Origin of the sequence: Campylobacter sp. RM9334, assembly GCF_020138145.1 — a bacterium.
Taxonomy (GTDB): Bacteria; Campylobacterota; Campylobacteria; order Campylobacterales; family Campylobacteraceae; genus Campylobacter_E.
Genome location: NZ_JACGAX010000005.1, coordinates 19,641 through 39,082 on the forward strand (window position 1 = coordinate 19,641; position 19,442 = coordinate 39,082).

The 19,442-nt window shown below is 28.4% G+C and carries 19 protein-coding genes and 1 pseudogene; 5 read left to right on the forward strand and 15 right to left on the reverse strand.

Going from position 1 to position 19,442, the window contains the following annotated elements:
- Window position 1 precedes the first annotated feature (1 nt).
- Window positions 2-1,372 carry a dihydroorotase gene (locus AVBRAN9334_RS03390; protein ID WP_214120167.1) on the reverse strand — a complete coding sequence of 457 codons (1,371 nt, stop codon included), beginning with the start codon at window positions 1,370-1,372 and terminating at the stop codon, window positions 2-4.
- Window positions 1,373-1,516: 144 nt separating this feature from the next.
- On the reverse strand, window positions 1,517-4,255 hold the full coding sequence (locus AVBRAN9334_RS03395) for an FAD-binding and (Fe-S)-binding domain-containing protein (RefSeq protein WP_239803600.1): 2,739 nt from the start codon (window positions 4,253-4,255) through the stop codon (window positions 1,517-1,519).
- A 103-nt stretch (window positions 4,256-4,358) separates the two neighbouring features.
- Between AVBRAN9334_RS03395 and AVBRAN9334_RS03400 the strand changes: the two genes are divergently transcribed.
- Together AVBRAN9334_RS03400 and AVBRAN9334_RS03405 are read left to right on the forward strand one after the other, a co-directional pair.
- A complete protein-coding gene (locus tag AVBRAN9334_RS03400; RefSeq protein WP_267523824.1) occupies window positions 4,359-5,648 on the forward strand; it encodes an SLC13 family permease in 1,290 nt (429 codons plus the stop codon).
- 9 nt (window positions 5,649-5,657) lie between these two features.
- On the forward strand, window positions 5,658-6,410 hold the full coding sequence (locus tag AVBRAN9334_RS03405; protein ID WP_336607032.1) for an amidohydrolase family protein: 753 nt from the start codon (window positions 5,658-5,660) through the stop codon (window positions 6,408-6,410).
- A gap of 62 nt (window positions 6,411-6,472) precedes the next feature.
- Here the strand turns inward: AVBRAN9334_RS03405 and AVBRAN9334_RS03410 are convergent, their stop codons facing one another.
- From AVBRAN9334_RS03410 to AVBRAN9334_RS03445, 8 genes and pseudogenes are all read right to left on the reverse strand, one after another.
- Window positions 6,473-6,790, reverse strand: a complete 318-nt coding sequence (locus AVBRAN9334_RS03410; protein WP_336607033.1) for an L-rhamnose mutarotase — start codon at window positions 6,788-6,790, stop codon at window positions 6,473-6,475.
- A gap of 1 nt (window position 6,791) precedes the next feature.
- Window positions 6,792-7,526: an amidohydrolase family protein gene (locus AVBRAN9334_RS03415; protein WP_336607034.1), complete on the reverse strand. Its 735-nt coding sequence runs from the start codon at window positions 7,524-7,526 to the stop codon at window positions 6,792-6,794.
- Window positions 7,523-8,770 carry an L-fucose:H+ symporter permease gene (gene fucP, locus AVBRAN9334_RS03420; RefSeq protein ID WP_214149984.1) on the reverse strand — a complete coding sequence of 416 codons (1,248 nt, stop codon included), beginning with the start codon at window positions 8,768-8,770 and terminating at the stop codon, window positions 7,523-7,525. Before fucP ends, AVBRAN9334_RS03415 begins: the two co-directional genes overlap by 4 nt.
- Before the next feature lie 9 nt (window positions 8,771-8,779).
- Entirely contained in the window at window positions 8,780-9,568 is a 789-nt protein-coding gene (locus AVBRAN9334_RS03425; RefSeq protein WP_336607035.1) for an SDR family oxidoreductase, read from the reverse strand.
- A gap of 9 nt (window positions 9,569-9,577) precedes the next feature.
- Window positions 9,578-10,837 carry an MFS transporter gene (locus AVBRAN9334_RS03430; RefSeq protein WP_336607036.1) on the reverse strand — a complete coding sequence of 420 codons (1,260 nt, stop codon included), beginning with the start codon at window positions 10,835-10,837 and terminating at the stop codon, window positions 9,578-9,580.
- A 20-nt stretch (window positions 10,838-10,857) separates the two neighbouring features.
- A complete protein-coding gene (locus AVBRAN9334_RS03435) occupies window positions 10,858-12,018 on the reverse strand; it encodes a UxaA family hydrolase (protein WP_336607079.1) in 1,161 nt (386 codons plus the stop codon).
- 99 nt (window positions 12,019-12,117) lie between these two features.
- A pseudogene (locus AVBRAN9334_RS03440) lies at window positions 12,118-12,375 on the reverse strand (UxaA family hydrolase); the annotation flags it as partial.
- The gene (locus AVBRAN9334_RS03445; RefSeq protein ID WP_336607037.1) at window positions 12,372-13,268 is read right to left on the reverse strand and encodes a dihydrodipicolinate synthase family protein; all 897 of its coding nucleotides are present in this window, start codon (window positions 13,266-13,268) and stop codon (window positions 12,372-12,374) included. The gene AVBRAN9334_RS03445 and the pseudogene AVBRAN9334_RS03440, both read right to left, overlap by 4 nt.
- A gap of 228 nt (window positions 13,269-13,496) precedes the next feature.
- On the opposite strand from AVBRAN9334_RS03445, the gene AVBRAN9334_RS03450 reads away from it, so the two are divergent.
- Window positions 13,497-14,360 carry a helix-turn-helix domain-containing protein gene (locus AVBRAN9334_RS03450; RefSeq protein WP_336607038.1) on the forward strand — a complete coding sequence of 288 codons (864 nt, stop codon included), beginning with the start codon at window positions 13,497-13,499 and terminating at the stop codon, window positions 14,358-14,360.
- Between the two features lie 62 nt (window positions 14,361-14,422).
- Window positions 14,423-15,253 carry an ATP-binding protein gene (locus AVBRAN9334_RS03455; protein ID WP_214120273.1) on the forward strand — a complete coding sequence of 277 codons (831 nt, stop codon included), beginning with the start codon at window positions 14,423-14,425 and terminating at the stop codon, window positions 15,251-15,253.
- 35 nt (window positions 15,254-15,288) lie between these two features.
- Here the strand turns inward: AVBRAN9334_RS03455 and AVBRAN9334_RS03460 are convergent, their stop codons facing one another.
- The 3 genes from AVBRAN9334_RS03460 to AVBRAN9334_RS03470 are packed head-to-tail and all read right to left on the reverse strand — an operon-like array spanning window position 15,289 to window position 17,039.
- A complete protein-coding gene (locus AVBRAN9334_RS03460) occupies window positions 15,289-15,579 on the reverse strand; it encodes a metal-sulfur cluster assembly factor (protein ID WP_336607039.1) in 291 nt (96 codons plus the stop codon).
- The gene (locus AVBRAN9334_RS03465; protein WP_336607040.1) at window positions 15,560-16,708 is read right to left on the reverse strand and encodes a hypothetical protein; all 1,149 of its coding nucleotides are present in this window, start codon (window positions 16,706-16,708) and stop codon (window positions 15,560-15,562) included. Before AVBRAN9334_RS03465 ends, AVBRAN9334_RS03460 begins: the two co-directional genes overlap by 20 nt.
- Before the next feature lie 10 nt (window positions 16,709-16,718).
- Complete coding sequence (locus tag AVBRAN9334_RS03470; protein WP_214118493.1) at window positions 16,719-17,039, reverse strand: hypothetical protein; 321 nt, start codon at window positions 17,037-17,039, stop codon at window positions 16,719-16,721.
- Between the two features lie 166 nt (window positions 17,040-17,205).
- Between AVBRAN9334_RS03470 and AVBRAN9334_RS03475 the strand changes: the two genes are divergently transcribed.
- Window positions 17,206-18,219: a hypothetical protein gene (locus AVBRAN9334_RS03475; RefSeq protein WP_336607041.1), complete on the forward strand. Its 1,014-nt coding sequence runs from the start codon at window positions 17,206-17,208 to the stop codon at window positions 18,217-18,219.
- Here AVBRAN9334_RS03475 and AVBRAN9334_RS03480 read toward each other — a convergent pair.
- Entirely contained in the window at window positions 18,205-18,678 is a 474-nt protein-coding gene (locus AVBRAN9334_RS03480) for a YbaK/EbsC family protein (RefSeq protein ID WP_214150280.1), read from the reverse strand. The two genes, AVBRAN9334_RS03475 and AVBRAN9334_RS03480, sit on opposite strands and share 15 nt — an antisense overlap.
- Window positions 18,671-19,435 (reverse strand): phosphatidylserine decarboxylase, encoded by a 765-nt coding sequence (locus tag AVBRAN9334_RS03485; RefSeq protein WP_336607042.1) that lies wholly within the window; start codon window positions 19,433-19,435, stop codon window positions 18,671-18,673. Before AVBRAN9334_RS03485 ends, AVBRAN9334_RS03480 begins: the two co-directional genes overlap by 8 nt.
- Between the last annotated feature and the right edge of the window lie 7 nt (window positions 19,436-19,442).

Consider the following 19,442-nt stretch of genomic DNA (forward strand, 5'->3'; position numbering starts at 1 on the left):
ATCAATTCTCGTTAGGATTTATAAATTTTGCATTAAATTTATATACATTTTTACCATCAAATACTTTATTACCCCTAACATAGTGTTCATTTATTTTATAAAGCATTTCATAGCCTTCATACAAACTATAATCAAGATTACTAAAACCATCTTTTGCATAATACTTATAAGTATCTTCGCTTAAAATAACAAAATCAGCATCATTTCCAGCTTTTAATTCTCCTTTATTTGGCAATTTAAACAATTTCGCTGGATTAGTTGATAGTAATTTAGAAGCTAAACTTAAATCTACATTTCTTTTTTTACATTCACTTAAAAATAAAGGTAATAACACTTCAAGACCTGCAGCTCCACTAGAATTTAAAAATATATTCTCATTACTTTTTCTATCTTTACTCCATCTTACATGGTCTGTTGAAACTACATCAACTAAGCCATTTTTTAAACATTCCCATATAGCTTCTTTGTTGGCTAAATCTCTTATTGGTGGATTGATTTTAGCAATACCATTTAATCTTCTAACCTCATCTTCTTCAGAGCAAATTAAATAATGCAAACAGCATTCAACACTAGCTTTGTAGCCATCTTTTTTATAATTATTAGCAATTTCTAAAGCTCTTTTATTAGAAGCATGAACAACATGAGCTTTTGCTCTTGCACTAGCTCCTAATTCATATATAGTATTTACAGCTATATTTTCAACCCACTCAGGGCGAGATAAATTATGTGCTTTATAGTCTGTTCTTTCTTGTTTTATTTTTTCAGTTAGATAAATAACACTTTCATGGTCTTCATTATGCACTCCTACCATTACATCATATTTTGCACATTCAAGCATAACTTCATACATTAAATATGGTGGTATTCTAGGAAATCTAACAGGGTCTGTTCCGAATAAAGATAATTTAAAGCCACAAGCACCTAATTTTATTAATTCTTCAATATTTTTTATACCATCTTCTGGATTTATGGTCGCATAAAGAGCAAAATCAACATAAGAATTTTCTAAGCCATCTTTTAATTTTTTATTAAAATTATTTGCGTTTGATATAAGTAATCCTGCATCATAAGGCATTTCTACCATTACACTAACACCACCTGCACTTGCTTGTTTGCTTGCTAGTTCAAAATCTTCATTATTTGCTTGAGAACGAGAATGCACTTGAGAATCAATAGCCGATGGAAAAATAATCTTATCTCTTAAATCAATTGCGTCTTCACTAAAACCATAAATATTTGCTAATTCTTTTATGCTCTTTTGATAATCTTTTTCTAAAAATAATTCTACTCTACTAAAGAGCTCTTCTTTAACAACTAAAACACCAATACCTATAGTATCTTTTAATACTAATTTAGAAACATAAGTTTTCATTTTACTCCTTTATTAACTTATGTTTTTAGGATACTAGATATATTGATAAAAAGATAGAAAAAAATAAAAATATTAAAGCTTGTATTACTTTTAGTAACACAAGCTTAAAGAATTTGAAAATTAATTTTCAAATTCTTTCAATGATTAATTACTGCATTCGTCTAATAAATAAGCAATATGTTGCCAAGACATATTAGTAGCATCACTAAGTCCTACTTCGCAAGTGCTAGATGAACTAAAACCTCTTTTAACATTAGTGCTTGAGTAAAATTTCTTAAAATTATTTGTAGCACTTATATTTAGCTTAGGAGTTAAAAAGCCTTTATATCCAGCAAATCCACAGCAGTATGTATCATTATCAATTACTATTTCATCAGCACATAATTTAGCTAAACTCATTATGCTATCTTCTATATGCATTTTTCTAGCAGCACACATAATATATAAGCCTATTGGCTCATTTACTTTTGTGATTTTTAATCTTGGAGCAATTACTTTGTATAAATATTCACTCAAATCATAAACTTTACCTTTATGATTTTTAACTACCTTAGCCGAACAGGCAGAATGATCAATCACAACGCTGCAATTTTGATTAGATAAATACTCATTTAATTTTGCTTCATTAGCAATTTGAATATTTTCATAATTCTCATAAGCCTTTCCACAGCATAAATCATTTGGAGCGTAGATTATTCCAATTCCTGCCTTTTTACATAGACTTTCAAATACTTCTTGAATGCTTCTTTTATCACTCATTTTTGCATTAGGCTTAAATGCTTTATTTAAACAACTTGTAAAATATATAACATTTTCTTCTTGAGTATTTGTTGAATACTTATAATCATTTGCTCTAGGCAAGTAATTTCTACTTTGTGGTAAATTAAATGTAGCTAGTAAATTATTTAATTTGTAATTATCAAATTTATTAGCAATTTTTAAAGAAGTTTTTGCTAGAGCTAAAGTAGTTTCGTGGTGATTATAAGCAAAATTACCGATAATTCTTGAAATAGCTCCTTGATTTGCTTTTCTATATTTTAAGCTAAAATCAGCAAAATTAATACCTAAAGGACATACCATAGAACAAACCCCACAAGCAGCACAGGTAGTATCTACATAAAAATTATAAAGCTTTTTCATATCTTTTAATTTTTTCTTGCTATCTTCGTCGTTTAATTCTTCTAAACTCTTCATCTCTTTAAGCACTGCAATTCTTTGTCTAGGGCTTAGGCTGATTTCATTTGATGGACAAAATCTCTCACAAAATCCACATTCCATACATAAATTTAAAGCTTCATCAACAGGGCTTTGGTTTTTGATATTTTTCTTATAAATATCTTTATCTTTTGTAATAATTACATCAGGATTAAATATATTATCTTTATCAAGAATATCTTTTATCTTGCAGTTTATAGCATAAGCTTTTTTACCCCACTCAATCTCAACAAAAGGTGCAACCATTCTTCCTGTGCCATGCTCTGCTTTGATACTTCCACCAAAACTAGCTACTACACTTGACATTTTTTCTACTAATTTTGCAAAATTTTCAAATTCGGTTTTATCATTTAAATTAGGAGTGATGATAAAGTGAATATTTCCAGCTAATGCGTGACCAAAAATAATACCTTCAAAATTAAATTCTTTAAATAAATCTTGAATAGCACTAATACCATTTGCTAAATCTTTTATCTCAAAGCACACATCTTCAGTAATAACAGTAGCTCCAACAGGTCTTTTACTAGCTGCTATTGGTAAAAGCGCTTTTCTAATCTTCCACCATAAATCATATTCGCTTTTTTCTTTAGAATAATATGATTTAAAAGTTTTGCTTGAAAGCTCTTTAATTTTAACTATATTTGCATTTAAAACTTCTTCATTATCGCTTTCAGTTTGAATTAATACACAGGTATTATTGTCTTTTATATCACTTAATAAATCTTTTAATTCATCATAACTACTAGCAGCTTTTAAACTAGCATAATCCATAATTTCAGCTGAATTTATAAAATCATATTTTGCAAATTCACTAATAGTATTTGCAGCGTCGCTAATATCATTAAAAAACAATAAAGCACAGGCTTTATAAGGTAAATCATCAATAGTTTTAAGTCTTGCTTCACTAACAAAACCTAAAGTCCCTTCGCTACCTACAAATAAATGAGCTAAAATATCTATTTCATCATCATAATCAATGAAAGAATTTATAGCATAGCCTGTTGTGTTTTTGATTTTAAATTTGCGTTTAATTAATTCATATAATTCGCTATCATTTTTAATCTCTTCTTTAATAGCTCTAATTTCATTAATTAAATTAGCGTGAGTTCTTTTAAATTCTTCCACATTTGCTTTATCTTTAGTATCTAGGATAGTTCCATCATTTAATATCACTCTAATACTATTTAAAGTTTTATAAGAATTATCCTTAGTTCCACAGCACATACCACTTGAGTTGTTAGCAACAATACCACCAATTAAAGCTGAATTAATCGTAGCAGGGTCTGGGCCAATTTTTTTACTTAATTTAGCTAATGATAAATTAGCATTAATTCCAACAACACCACAACCTAAACTAATCTCGCTAGCATCATCATTTATAGCGATTTTTTTGAATGCAAACTTAATTACTACTAAAACACTATCCGTTGAGCTTTGACCGCTTAAGCTAGTTCCTGCTGCTCTAAAGTTTAATGGAGTTTTATATTTATTTGCTAGTCTAATTATTTCTTGTATTTCGCTCTCATTTCTTGCTATTACTACTATCTTAGGGACATATTTATAACAAGACGCATCAATTCCATAAGCAAAACATCTAAGATAGTCATTAAATATCCTATCTTTAAACATATTCTTAGCTTCATTGTAAAATAATTCATAATTATTCATACTATTTCTCCTTTTCTTTGTTAATCAAATTAATGTTATTTTACATAAATTATTTAGAATTTAAAAAAGAATTTAAAAAAATATTTTTAATTAAAGGATTAATATGCTTACAAGTTTTATTATCTTAGCCATTATTTTATCAATTCTAATTGGCTATAAAACTCGCTTAAATATAGGATTTTTTGCAATTATATTTGCCTATATTATTGGTGCGTTTTTTATGGATTTAAAGCCTAAAGAAATTATTTCTTATTGGCCTGTTTCTATATTTTTTGTTATTTTTGCAGTTTCGTTATTTTATAATTTCGCAAGTGTTAATGGGACATTAGAAAAACTAGCTGCGTTTTTGATTAAAAAATTTGAAAATTATCCATATTTTTTACCTTATGCGATATTTTTAGTATCGGCTTTAATTGCTGCAATGGGTGCTGGATTTTATAGTGTTTTAGCCTTTATGGCTCCAATTACTTTTTTACTCTGCGAAAAAACAGGTCTTGATAGGGTTGGTGGAGCTATGGCTATTAATTATGGTGCTTTAGGCGGGGCAAATTTTCCAACTTCTCAAAGTGGAATAATATTTCGCTCTCTTATGGAAAAATCAAGTATAAATCCTGATATTGCATTTTCTAATGCTTTTGTGATATTTTTATTTACTTTTATTTTGCCTATTTTTGTAATCAGTCTTTTTGTATTTAAAGCAAAAAAATCTAATATAAAAATAGAATTATTAAGCGAAAAAATTACTTTTAATGATAAACAAAAAACCACACTAATTTTAATGGCACTTATGATGGTTTTTGTATTAGCATTTCCTTTATTACACATAGCATTTCCCAATGAAAAAACTATAACTTTTATAAATTCTAAAATAGATATAGGATTAATAGCTATTGTTTTTGTAGCTATATCATTGCTTTTAAAATTAGGAGATGAAAAGCAAGTTATAGCACTTATTCCTTGGGGGACTTTGATTATGATTTGCGGAGTTGGGATACTTGTTAGTATTGCTACTAAAGCAGGTGTGATTAATCAATTATCAGGCTTTGTAGAAAGCAATGTGCCAAAAATAATTGTCCCTATTATGATGATGATAATTGCAGCTATTATGTCGCTATTTTCTAGCACTTTAGGAGTGGTTACTCCTGCACTTTTCCCACTTGTGCCTACATTAAGCAATGCAAGTGGTTTTAGTGAAGTTGTGCTATTTACTTGCATAGTAATTGGAGCACAAGCTAGTGCTATTTCACCATTTAGCTCTGGGGGTTCATTGGTTTTAGGAGCGATTGCAAACGAGCATAAGGATAGTTTATTTAAAGGCTTACTTGTAAGAGCAATTCCCATAGGTTTTATAGCAGCATTAATTGCTGGAATTATTGTTATGAATATTTTTTAAGGAAGAATTATGTATATAGATACTCACGCTCACATTTTTAGAGCAAATATAAGTTCGGCTAATGTAGTTAGATATGTGCCAAATTATGATGCAAGTTGCGAACAATATTTGGCTAATTTAAAGGAATTTAATTTTTCTTATGGTGTTTTAGTTCAGCCTAGTTTTTTAGGTTTTAATAATTCATATTTATTACAAGCTTTAAAAGAGCATTCTAATTTAAGGGGAATTGTGGTAATTGACCCTAATAATATTAGTGATTTAAAAGAAAAAAATGTCTGTGGATTAAGGCTTAATCTAATAGGAAAAGATAAGCCTAATTTTGATGATTATAAAGAAGCTTTAGAGTATATTAAAGAATTTAATCTTCACATAGAATTACATAAAGAATTAGATAAATTATTATTTATCATTGATGATTTAGCCAAATATAATGTAAAAATTATGATTGATCATCTTGCAAGACCTAATAAAGATACTTTTAAATTATTAGATGAGTTTAATAATTATAAAAATTTAGATATTAACTTTAAAGTAAGTGGTTTTTATAGATTAGATGAAGATTTAGCGTTTAGTAAAGATGTATTTGATAAATTAAGCGATATTTTTGATATAAAACACTTTGTTTATGGAAGTGATTGGCCACATACAAATTACGAAAGCAAAATAAATTATCAAAAAGCTTTAGATGATTTTTTAAAAGTTACTAATGATAAAGCTAAAATTATATTACAAGATAATGCTAAAGAGCTTTTCTTTATATAAATATTTTTAATTCTTATTTAATTTAGTTAAATAAGAATTATTTTAAACTTAATATGAAAAGTCTAATCTAAATGATAAACTTCTTTCATATTAAGCCATTTTTGACCTGCATAGCCAAGCGATATTTGGCAAGGGTCTGTGCAAGCCCACCACTTACGAGTATTCTCATCGGCTGCCATTTTTGCCATATCAGCTTCGTAATCACTCCCTACATACTCAAAATAAGCGAATAGATATTCGCCAAAATTATAAATTGAATAATTACGAATATTACAAGCCTTTATCATCTCATTTACACCTTCCATAGGTTTTGCGTGAAGCCTTTCGTATTCAGCTAATTTTTCCGGAATAACTTTTATAATTTGCCCAAATCTTTGCATTTTAAATCTCCTTTATTTTATAAATTTCTTTTGCGTTTAAATAAAAAATCTTTTCTTTTAAATCATCACTTTTAAAATGATTTTCAATTATTCTAATCCATTCATTTGGTTTTAACTCACTTACAGGATAGTTTGAGCCAAAACAAATTCTACTTTCTCCAAAAATATTAAATGCCATATCAAGTAATTTTGAATAATCCTTGCCTAAAATAAAATCATCTTGACAAGATAATTTCATATAAATATTTTCTTTTTTAGCAATTTGCCTTAAACTATCTTCGCCACTAAAATCCTTAATATTTGCAAAATGATTAAAGATAATTCCTGATTTAAATTCCTTTGCAATTTTGCTAAAATTACTTAGCTCATCTTCGTTTATACAAACTTCAAACATTAAATCATTTGCATTTACTAAATTAATAGTCTTTTTAAACTCACTGCCTAAGCAATATCCACTTGGCTTTGTATGTAAAACTTCTCTAAAACTAGCACCACCTATTGTAGCAAGGCATAAAGCAAGTAATTTTTTATGTTGAAAGCTAAGCATTTTTGCACTCTCTTGGCTAGGATTATTTGCATTTATTTCTACATAAACCCCACCTAAAAAATCACTTTTGCTAAACTCATCTAAATATTCATCAAAAGAAAAATCTCTTTGCAATCTAGTTGGGGCGTTTTGCACCCAACTAATATCATTTTTATCCCATATATGAAAATGTGTATCAATTATTTTCATGACTTTTTAGTCCATAAAAAGCTATATAATGCTACATATAAAAAGCAAGGAGCTAAAGCTAAAAATCCCGCACCTGTGCCATAACTATCATTTATTGAACCCATAATTGTAGGCATTATTGCACCACCACAAATACTCATTACTAAGATTGAGCCACCAAGTTTTACTTGATTTAATGGCAAATCCTTTGTAGCAACGGCAAAAATAGTAGGAAAACTAATGCTCATAAAGAAAAATACCAAAATTAAAGCATAAACACTAATCATTCCATCAGCAATATATAAATAAAAGCACAATGCAACATTTATTAATGAATAAAGCCCCAAAATACTCTCGCCTTTAAATTTTTTCATAAGTGGAGTTGTAACAATTCTTCCTATCATAAACGCAACAAGTGCAGCTGAGAAAAAATATGCTGATTTTTCATCGCTTAAAGCTTTTTCTCCTAAACTTGCTGTATGTTCTACTGCGTAATTTATAAAAAACGCTCCTGCTCCAACTTGAGCTGCAACATATAAAAATTGAGCTAATACACCTAAGTTAAAATGCCTATGTTTAAATACATCAATTGATTTTGAGTTGTCTTTATACTCTACTTCTTCACTTACTTCGCTACCTTCTGGAATTTTATTAAACACAAATGCAAGTAAGATTAAAAACACTACTAAAGCAATTCCTACATAAACCATTTGCACATTAAACATATTTTCAAGTAATGCTTGTTCTTTTTCTGTATCAGTTGCATTTTCGCCACTATGAGTGATTGATAAAAACAAACTTCCGCCAATAATAGGTCCAACAAATTGCCCAAAACCATTAAAGCTTTGAGCTGCATTAATTCTAAATGAAGCGTTTTTCTCATCTCCTAGCTTTGTCATATAAGGATTTGCATTAGTCTCAAGTGCTCCAAGCCCGCACGCAAGAATGAAAAATGCAAATAAAAACATAGAAAAACTAGCCATATTAGTTGCAGGAATTATTAGCAAACAACCAATCGCATAAAGTGCTAATCCTGTAATAATCCCAACCTTATAAGAAAATCTTGAAGCAATCCAGCCAGCAGGTAGTGCCATCACAAAATACGCCCCAAAATAAGCCATTTGCAAGTAGCCACTATTTTGTTGAGTAATGCCTAGATGATTTTGAAAGTTTTTATTCATAACATCAACAAGTCCATAGCTAACACCCCATAAGAAAAATAATGAAGTTACTAAAATAATTGCAATTTTTACATTTTTATTCATTTTTTCTCCTTAATTTTCCCAGTTTAATGCACGATCAAGATGCATATAACCACCATCTGGAGTTAAAATCTGCCCTGTTGTGTGAGATGCTCTTGGGCTTATTGTAAATACTGCAGTATCAGCTATCTCTTCGCAAGTTGTAAAGCGATGACCTAGTGGAATAAATTTTGCAATTTCTTGATATTGCTTTTCAGGGTCAGAGAAATTTTTAATCCATTTTTCATAAAGTGGAGTCCAAACTTCAGCAGGGCAAATACAATTTACTCTAACATTATCAGGTGCAAAAGCGCAAGCCCACTCTCTTGTCATAGCTATTTGAGCGCCCTTTGCACTTGCGTATGCTGTTGTTCTTCCTTGACCTGTGATACCTGTTTTACTTGAGATATTTAAGATACTTCCTTGCTCTTTTTTAATATGTGGAAGGCAGCATTTTGTCATTTCATAATAATGAAATAAATTGCTCTCATAACTTTTAATAAGCTCCTCTGTCGTAGCACTTTCAATATGAAGATTATCATTCATACCTGCATTATTAACAAGTGCATAAATTGAGCCATATTTAGCCACAATTTGCTCTACAACTACACTAATATCTTGCCATTTTGATAAATCTAATTGATAAAAGCCGTAATTTGGGCAAAGTGCTTTAATTTTGCTTTCAAAATCACTATCAAGCTTAGAGCGAGATATGATAACAGGAATTGCACCTTCATTAGCTAAACACATACTAATGCCACCACCAATACCTTTTCCACCACCTGTAACAACTACAACTTTTCCTTTTAATCCTAAATCCATAATTTCTCCTTATTTAATATTTTTGTAAGATTTTTTTAAATGTATTAACATAAGCACTCCTAAGAATGCGACCAAACATAAAGCAATTAAACCTGCATAAGAACTATTAAATTGACTTTCGGCATAATTTTTTAAATTAGGTGCTACAAAACCACCAAGATTGCCTAAAGCCCCAATCAATGCTATTCCTGCTGCTGCTCCTGTGCCTTTTAAGATTTGAGTTGGTAAATTCCAAAAAATAGGCTGAATCGCTATAAAACCAACAGCTGCTAAAGATATGAATAAAATAAATAAAGCTAAAGAATTTATAAATACAGATAAAAACATACTAACAACAGCTAATAACAATAATGCAATACTAAAAGAACTCCAAGCTCTTAATTTATCAGCATAACTTGTAACAATAGGTAGAGCAATTAATACAACAGCCCAAGGAATTGCACTAATAATTCCAACCTTTAATCCAACATTTGTCCCTAAAAAATGTGAAACTTGAGTAGGTAAATAAAATAAAACCCCATAAACACTAAGCTGAATTGCAAAATAAACTAAAACGAATTTCCATACAATAATTGATGATAAAGCTTTGCTAGAATTTAATTCTTCTTTATTATTTTGTTCTTTTTCAAGTTCAGCAATTAAAATTGCTTTTTCTTCTTCGCTTAACCATTTAGCATCTTCAGGTTTACTTGCAAGTTTAAAATAAGCATAAAAACCAACTAAAATAGTAATAGCACCTTGGATAATAAACATCCATTGCCAATTTTTAAACCAAATGCTAGGTGCATAATCTAATATAGCCCCTGTAATTACGCCACCAAGCATTAGTGCAAGCGGTGCTCCTAATTGATAAAACCCATAAGCTTTTGACCTATAAATAGTAGGGAAAAAATAACTAAGATATAAAATAACCCCTGGGCTAAATCCTGCTTCGCTAAGCCCTAATAAAAATCTTAGAATATAAAAACTTGTTTCATCTTTTATGTAAATCATAGCCATACATACAAGTCCCCAAGTTATCATAATTCTACTTAGCCAAATTTTTGCCCCTAATTTATGCAATAATAAATTTGATGGAATTTCAAATATCGCATAGCCTATAAAAAATATCCCTGCACCTAAAGCATATGCAGCCTTGCTAATACCAGCGTCTATTTCTATATAATCTTTTACATAAGCAATGTTTGATCTATCTAGCATTGCTAAACAAAACATTAAAAGTATTAAAGGCATTATCTTTAAATACATTTTATTAACTATTTTTTCCATAAATCCCCCTTGTTTAAGACTTAGCAAGTTGTTGCTAGTCTCCAAACGCTAAAATCATTTTGTTTATTGATTTCTGCTTTTGTTAATTTGCCTTCACTAATTTTTACGATTAGCTCTATTAATTCATCTCTAATATCTTCTTTACTCTTATTGCCATCTACGATTTCGCCTGCGTTTAAATCAATCACATCAGCCATATTTTTCGCACAAAAATTATTTGTGCTTAGCTTAATCGTTGGAGTTACAGGGCTTCCTGTTGGAGTTCCACGACCTGTAGTAAATACAACTAAATTAGCCCCACCTGCAACCATAGCACTAAGCTGCTCTATATCATTTCCTGGAGTATCCATAAATGTAAGACCTTTTTTAGTAACTGGCATTGCATAATCAATCACATCTACAACTTTGCTTGTCCCTGCTTTATAAACACAACCAAGGCTTTTTTCTTCAATAGTAGTTAGCCCACCTGCTATATTTCCTGGACTTGGATTTGCACCACGAATGTCTGAGCCACTATTTTTTACATTTTCTTCAAAGCCATAGATTTTTTCATATATCTTTTTCTCAACTTCAGCATTAATTGCACGCCTTGCTAAGATATTTTCAGCTCCTATTAGCTCGGTTGTTTCAGCTAAAATTACAGCTCCGCCATTCTCTACTACATAATCACTTAAACTTCCTAGCGATGGATTTGCACTAAGCCCACTATAAGCATCACTTCCACCGCATTCAGTACCTAGGATAATATCGCTAAAATCACCTTCACTTAATTCACATTTACTAGCATTTTCAAGCATATCTTTAACTATTTTTATGCCTTCATTTGTTGTATTTGTAATGCCGCCTAGCTCTTGAATACTAATTGCTCTTATATCTTTATAAGGAGCTAAACTTTTTGCTAATTCTTTAACAGAATTTGAACTAATAGTCTCACAACCAAGCCCAACTACAAGTGCTGCATATACATTAGGATTTGCACAATTTCCAGCCATTAGCATTCTTGTTTGCTCTGCATCAAAATCAAGCTGACTACATCCGTGCTGATGAGTTACATATACAGCTTCAGGACACGCTTTAGCAATGTTTTCTACGACCTTATTAGCACATACAACGCTAGGAATTATTAAGACCTTATTTCTTAAGCCAAACTTGCCATCTTCTCTTCTATAGCCTTTCAAAATTACTTTTTCGTGTTTTGAATCTTGTGCGTTTAGGTTTTTCTTACTTGCACTTTCTTGACTTAATCTTAAAGCATTTTCTAATTTTGAACTATCACAGCTATCTCCCCTACCACGAACGCCTTCGGTGTTGGTTGTATGAACCCACTCGCCTTTTTTTATATCAATACTAGCTGCTCCTATTACTTCGCCGTATTTAATAATAAAATCACCTTTTTTAATATCAGTTAAAGCGAATTTATGTCCGCTTTTAATATCATTTAATAAGGTAACTTCATTAAAAACTTCGCCTTTGTTTAAATCACTTATTGCAGTTGCAACATTGTCAATTTCACTAACTTTTAAAAATCTATTTTTCATAACACACTTTCTATATTTTTAACTAATTCTTTTGCATATTCGAATTTTTCATCAAGTGCTTTTAAGGTCTCTTCGCTTAGTGGGTGAATGCTTTTGTTTGCAAAAGCAAAACCACGAGCTTTCAGTAAAAGCGCAAAGCCCATAGGAAATGATAAGCTCATTCCAAATCTAATAGCAGGTAGCAAGGCTTTTTGAAGTTTGATTGCTCTTTCATAATTTTTCTCATTATATGCTTTATAAATCGCACTCATAGCGTCAGGGAAAACACATCCTGCACTTGTCATTGAACCTTTTGCACCCATCATTAAAGCTCCAAAATAATGCTCTTCACGACCCACAAATACATCAAAATCACTTGGCACAACATCTAAAATATGATTTAGCAACAAAGCATCTCCACTACTATCTTTAATACCTACAATATTTGGCAATTTGCTTAATTTTTCAATTAGATTTAAGCTCATTGCAGGTGCAAAAAGTGGAATATTGTAAATATAAAGTGGGAGTTTTACTTTTGCTTGTAAGTCTTTTACATAAGTATAAAGCGTATCATCATTAAACTTATAATAATATGGCATCATAAGTAAAAGCGCATTAGCTCCTTTTATATAAGCTTCGTTTGCAAGGTCTAAACTCTCTTTATAAATACAACTTCCTATCCCACAAATAACAGGCACTTTTTTATTTGCAGCTTTAATTGAAAGCTCTAGCATTTTTACTTTCATTTCGTATGGCATTGCTTGTGAATCTCCCGCACTACCATTACAAAATAAACCATCAAGTCCTTTTTCAATGCCCCATTCGCACATCTTTAAAAACTCAACTTCGTTAATACTTCCATCATCTTTATATGGTGTATATAAAGCTGGTAAAGTTCCTTTTAAAATTCCCATAATTTCTCCTTAATTTTGTATATACAAAAAAATTAAATTTTATTTTTTGTATTTAAGAAAGAATATGCAAAAAATGATAAAAATTATGAAAAATAAATTAAATAAAATTAATTTTTTTGAAAAAGTGTTACTTTTTGTAAATTAAAATTTATATTTTGTATATACGAAAGAATTTTTATTAAATTTTTCTTTTGTAAAATATATAAATTTTAAAACTAAAGGCGAAAAATGATATATTTACCTAATGAATTAAGTAAAATCAGCAAAAATGTTATAAGTTCTAACTATCTTAATCTTTGTTTATATGAAACTAGAAAAAATGATGATTATTATGAAGTATTATTTGATGATTATGCTCTTGTTTTTATAAACGATGGATACAAAATGATACATACTAAAAAGCAAGATTTTACAATTAATAAAAACGAGATTTTGTTTTTTACAAAAGGCTCATATTTGATAAAAGACTGCGTAGAAAATAACTATTATAATTCAATTATAATTTGTTTTAAAGAAAGTATTTTAATAGAGCTAATTTATAAATATAAAGCCCTTTTAAATAGCAATTTTACAACCGATGAGCATATTTTTAAGCTAAATTCTAATGAATTATTAAGCTCAATTTTTACATCATTTTTGCCTTGTTTTAGCTATAAAACCAATGAAGATATTTTAAAATTAAAATTTGAAGAATTATTTTTAGCCCTACTTTATAGTAAGAATAATCACAGTTTTTTATCATTTTTAAAAACCATAATTACCAATTTTAAACTATCTTTATATCAGATATTTTCGTATTGCGAACAAGATTTTCAAAGCGTAAATGATATGGCAAAAATATCTAATATGTCCTTAACTACTTTTAGCAAAAACTTCAAACAAAGTTTTGGAATTAGCCCTAAAGAATGGCTTGATAATAAAAAATTTGAAAAGGCAAAATTCTTATTAGAATTTTCAAACAAAAACATTACAGAAATATGTTTAGAAGTAGGATTTAACTCACCTGCTTGGTTTATTTCACGCTATAAAAAAAGATATAATAAAACCCCAAAACAATTTCAAAAATCAAAAAACTTATATTTTTTACATTAAAACTATTAGAAATAAAATTCTTTTTTCCTTATAATTTTTCAAAAATTATTTAAGGAGAAAAGATGAAAAAATATATTTTAAGTTTAGCATTACTTGCTAGTATGAATGCAATGGAAGTTAAAGAAATCAATGCTTTTGCTTCGCCTGAGAGTGTTGTGGCAAATAAAGATTATGTATTTGTCTCAAATGTAGGTCAAAAAATTGAGCCTTTAAACAAGGATTTAGATGGTTATATAAATATAATCTCAAAAGCTGATGATAAAATCAATGTATTTGTAAAGAATTTAAATGCTCCAAAAGGTATGAAGATTATTAACAATACACTTTATGTTGTAGATATTGATACTTTATACGGCTTTGATATAACAAGCAAAAAAGAAGTATTTAAGCTAGAAATTAAAGGCTCGGTATTTTTAAATGCAATTGAGAGCTTAGACAATGATACTCTTTTAGTAAGTGATACTGGCACTTATACGATTTTTGAAATCAATTTAAAAGATAAAAATTATAAAACTTTTATGAATATTGACAAAAGTTATGGTGGTCCTAATGGCTTATTGATTGATAAAAATTCTTTATATGTTGTAGGATATGATCCTAGTGAAAAAGATGGCGGAGCTATTTTAAAAATTGATTTAGCTAGTAAAAATGTAGAAAAACTAAGTGATAATTTAGAGCAATTTGATGGAATTGTTAAAATTAATGATGATATTTTAGTATCTAGCTGGGGTAAAGAGCTAAATGGTTATATTTATAAACTTAATCAAAATAAATTAGAAAAGCTAGATTTAAAAGCACTTAAAGGACCTGCTGATATGTTTTATGATAACTCTACAAACACACTTTTAGTGCCTGAAATGGCTAATAATTCTTTATTAAAAATCAAACTATAATTAGAATTTACTATGAGAAAATCTCTCATAGTAAATTAAAAACTTAAAGCACTTTTAACCTCATCGCTAGCCATTTCTATACTCCAAGCAGGCTCAAATACTAAATTAATATCAACACTATCTATTCCATCTACACTTAAAACAGAGTCTTTTACCCAAGTTATCAGTAAATCATGCATAGGACAAGACTTAGTAGATAAGGTCATAGTAATTTTACAATATGAATTATCAATTTGTATATCATAAATAAGCCCTAAAGCTAAAATATCAAAACCCACTTCAGGGTCAATTACATTTGAAATTGCATTAATTACTTGCTTTTTCATTCTTTGCTCCTTTGTAATTTATATAAGTAAAAAAATTGATTACATTAATTAAAAGACCTATATTTAACGCTATATATAAATAAATTGATGAACTAAAATAAAGAGAAATTACTAAGCATATATTAATTAGCATAGTAAAAAAAGCTGCTTTTTTAATCACCATATCATCTAATAAAGGGACTTTTATTTTTCCGATTAATTTTGAAATAAAATGAAACCATATTAAAAATGGCAAAATCTTATAAATATGTGCGATTATAAAAGGTAAAATCGTTGCAAAAATTAATAATTTAATAGCTAAAGCATAGTCTAAAACATAAAATTCTCTCATCGCTAAAAACGAGCCAATACAAGCAAAAACAATATTTAAATTCCAATAATCTTTAGCCTTTCTTGTTCGTATTTTAAGTATATATAAACACCAAAATACAAAACAAGCTAGAGAAAAAATCGCTATACTTTTATGAAAAAATGCTAAAAAATATGCCACTAAACTAAGCCATAATAAATAATTTTTATGCTTATGAGTTAGTGCAAACATTGGCAATAACACACTAGCAGCACCTATACAAATAAACAAAATAAAACCTAGCATAAAATATATATGAAGATGAAGAATTAGTTCATAATCTAAATATATAAGCCCGTTTAAAATAAGCACAATTAAACCAGCACAAACTAAACCTAATGCTAAAAAAACAACCCCACAAAATAAAGCACTTTTAGCAATATTATTAAAATCAAAAAATGATATTAAAAACAGCACAATAAAATAAAAAACACTTAAAATCATAGCAAATACGCTATATTTTAGTAATTCCAAATCATAATTTAAAAACGAATACATAATAAAGGCTAAAGAGATATTACAAATAAAACTCACAAAAAATACACCTTTTATACTAAAGAATGCTTTTTCATAAATTACCGAGCTTAATTGATAAAGGCTACCTATTATTATATTTAAAGCAAATCCAGCAAAAAAACAATGTAAAAACGCTTTAAATTGATAACTCTCAAAATCATAATTTGAATAAGAAAATAAAAACATAAAAGCTAATAAATAGCAAAATGCAAATATAAAATAAATAGCCACCACTTTAAATGGTGGTGCGAATGCGTTTAACATAATTTAACCCTTATGGATGGTCTTTACAAGCTTCATCAAAATTGCTATGCTCTTTAATTTTAGTAAATACTAGCCAAAAAAGTCCATCTTTTTGTGTAGTTTGAATATCATAATATGGCTTCACGCTAGGAAGTAAGCCTAAAGGATTTTTATGATTTAGCATAATTAATTTTTGATTAGGCTTTAAATTATTTAAGCCAACTCTAGCATTTATCATAGGTTCAGGTGGCATACACTGACTACTATCAAACGCTAAATATTCATCATTCTCATAAAATTCAACCGTAGCATTTGCTAAACTAACTTTTTTCCAAGATTTAAAATCAAACATTTTTTCTCCTTTTTTCTCACTATTCTAAAAAAGTTTAAAAATTTTGACTTTGACTTAAGTCAATTTGAAGTTCAAAAAAAGAAAAATTAAATACTTAAATAAATTTTTAAATCAAATTCCTAAATATATATTTGCTATAATAAACCTTATTTTTACAAGGTTAAATATGAATATAAATCAAATAATTAATTTTAAATTTAATTTTAAAAAGATTTTATACAAAGCTTTATTTATTGTTTTTATAATAATTCCACTTTTATATATTTTAATTATGAGTTTATATTTATTAGAATTTAATCCACAAAAATATAGTAAAAACCCAGAAGCAAGTGAGAAGTTTTTAACCGGATATTTATTTATTGATATTGCAAATACATTAAATATATTTTTTAAATATGATAGCTTTATTGTAAGACCTTTTTTAAATATAGCTAAAAATTATTATGATGAAGGTAAAAAGCTCTTGCCAGATGATAGTATTGAAGATATTATGTGGTGGGTTTTGTATTATAAACGCATGTATGGTTTAACTAAAAAAACACAAGATTATAGTATGTTAGACAAGCTAAGCTACGATGATTATCAAGAAATCTATGAAATGATAAAAAGAGTGCCTTATGGCAATATTTATTATGATGTGGATATTATGACAGAATATAGACTATCTAATATGCTTGGTTTGGTTGTGATATATATTTCTAATACACCAAGTAGAATTTATGAATATCATTCAAAAGATTATGATAAAGCAAGTGAAATTTATGAGCTTTTAAATATAGCTTTTAATAAATACTATTCATATCAAGCAGAGAAAAAATTTAATTACGCACTATACCTAGAAGTAGTCATAGATATCTTAAGAACTTCAGCATTTAAATATTATAGTGAAAACAATTACTACGATGGAACTTCAACAATAGATGTTACTAATATACCTTTACCTGATTATATTTGTAATGCTACAGACACAATAAAAATTAATGAATACTTTAAAAAAGCTATTTTATTTACAGATAAAAGTAAACTATATGTAAGACATATTTATGAAGATTCTATTTACTATTTATATGCTTTACATAAATATTGCCCAGAAGATAAGGAAATAAGATATAGAATGCTTAATGTTATTGTTAATAAATTTCAACCAATGTATAAAAAAGGAGAATTAAATGATAGATGAAGTGCTTATACTAGCAATATTAAAAAGCTTTTGAATATATTTTGCATTTATTTTTAGCTGAAGACCACGAAGTCCAGCACTAAGCACAAAATACTCAAGCTCTAAAGCTCTTTCGTCAATAAATCTAACATAATCTTTTTTCATACCAAAAGGCGAACAACCGCCCCTAATATATCCTGTTTTATCCTTTAATTTATCAAGTTTTAAAAGGCTTAAGGATTTTTCTCCTACCGCCTTTGCAAAAGATTTTAAATCTATTTCTAAATCCCCTTGAATACAAGCAACATACAAGGCATTTTTACCCTCGCAAACTATGGTTTTATAAATATATTTAATATCAATTCCTGTCTTTTTTGCTACGCTAATTGCTGATAAATCATCATCTACTTCGTAGCTTAATAATTCATAATCTATTTTTAAAGTATCTAAAAACCTTGCTGCATTAGTCTTTTTAATCATTTGCTATTCTTTGTCCGAATTTAATCGCACCAACTTGGCATTCAAGTTTTAAATCATCGCCTAAGATTAAAATAGTAGAACCCATCAAAAATCTTCCTAGCATTTCGCCTTTTTTTAAGCTTACATTATCATAGTTTTTCTCATAATCACTTGCATTTTTCATATTAGTTTGCACGCTTGTATCAAAATCAAATTCCATCTTGCCAACATTTACAGCCCCTACAAAAACCATATAAAAAATATCTCCACTATCTTTTTTGCAAGTTAAAACTACACGCTCATTTCTTGAATACAAATTATCATGCTTACTAAGTGCTTTTAAATTAACGCTAAAAAGCTCCGCACAAAAATATTTTAGATTTAAAACCTGCATATTACAAGGACTATGATAATTGTGATAATCCCTTGGGCTAAGATAAATATTTAAAAAATCAAGCTCATTTTTAGGAGTAAAACCTAAAAGCTCTTTAATATCATAATCTTTACCTTTTATACTAAACGCCTTTAAATTTGAGCTTTTTGCATAACTTAAAATAGTGCCATCACAAGGACTTATAAAGCCGCTTTCAAATTCTCTTGGCTTTATTAATCTTCTAGTAAAAAGAGCTAATAAACTATCGTATTCTTTATAATCTTTAAACTCATCTAAAGGTATATTAAAATGCTTTACATAAGTTTTGTTTATATAATTTTGCATAAATTTTGGATATTTTATGCTTACTAATTTACCAAAAATTCTTGAAATTGTTTTTCTCATTATATTC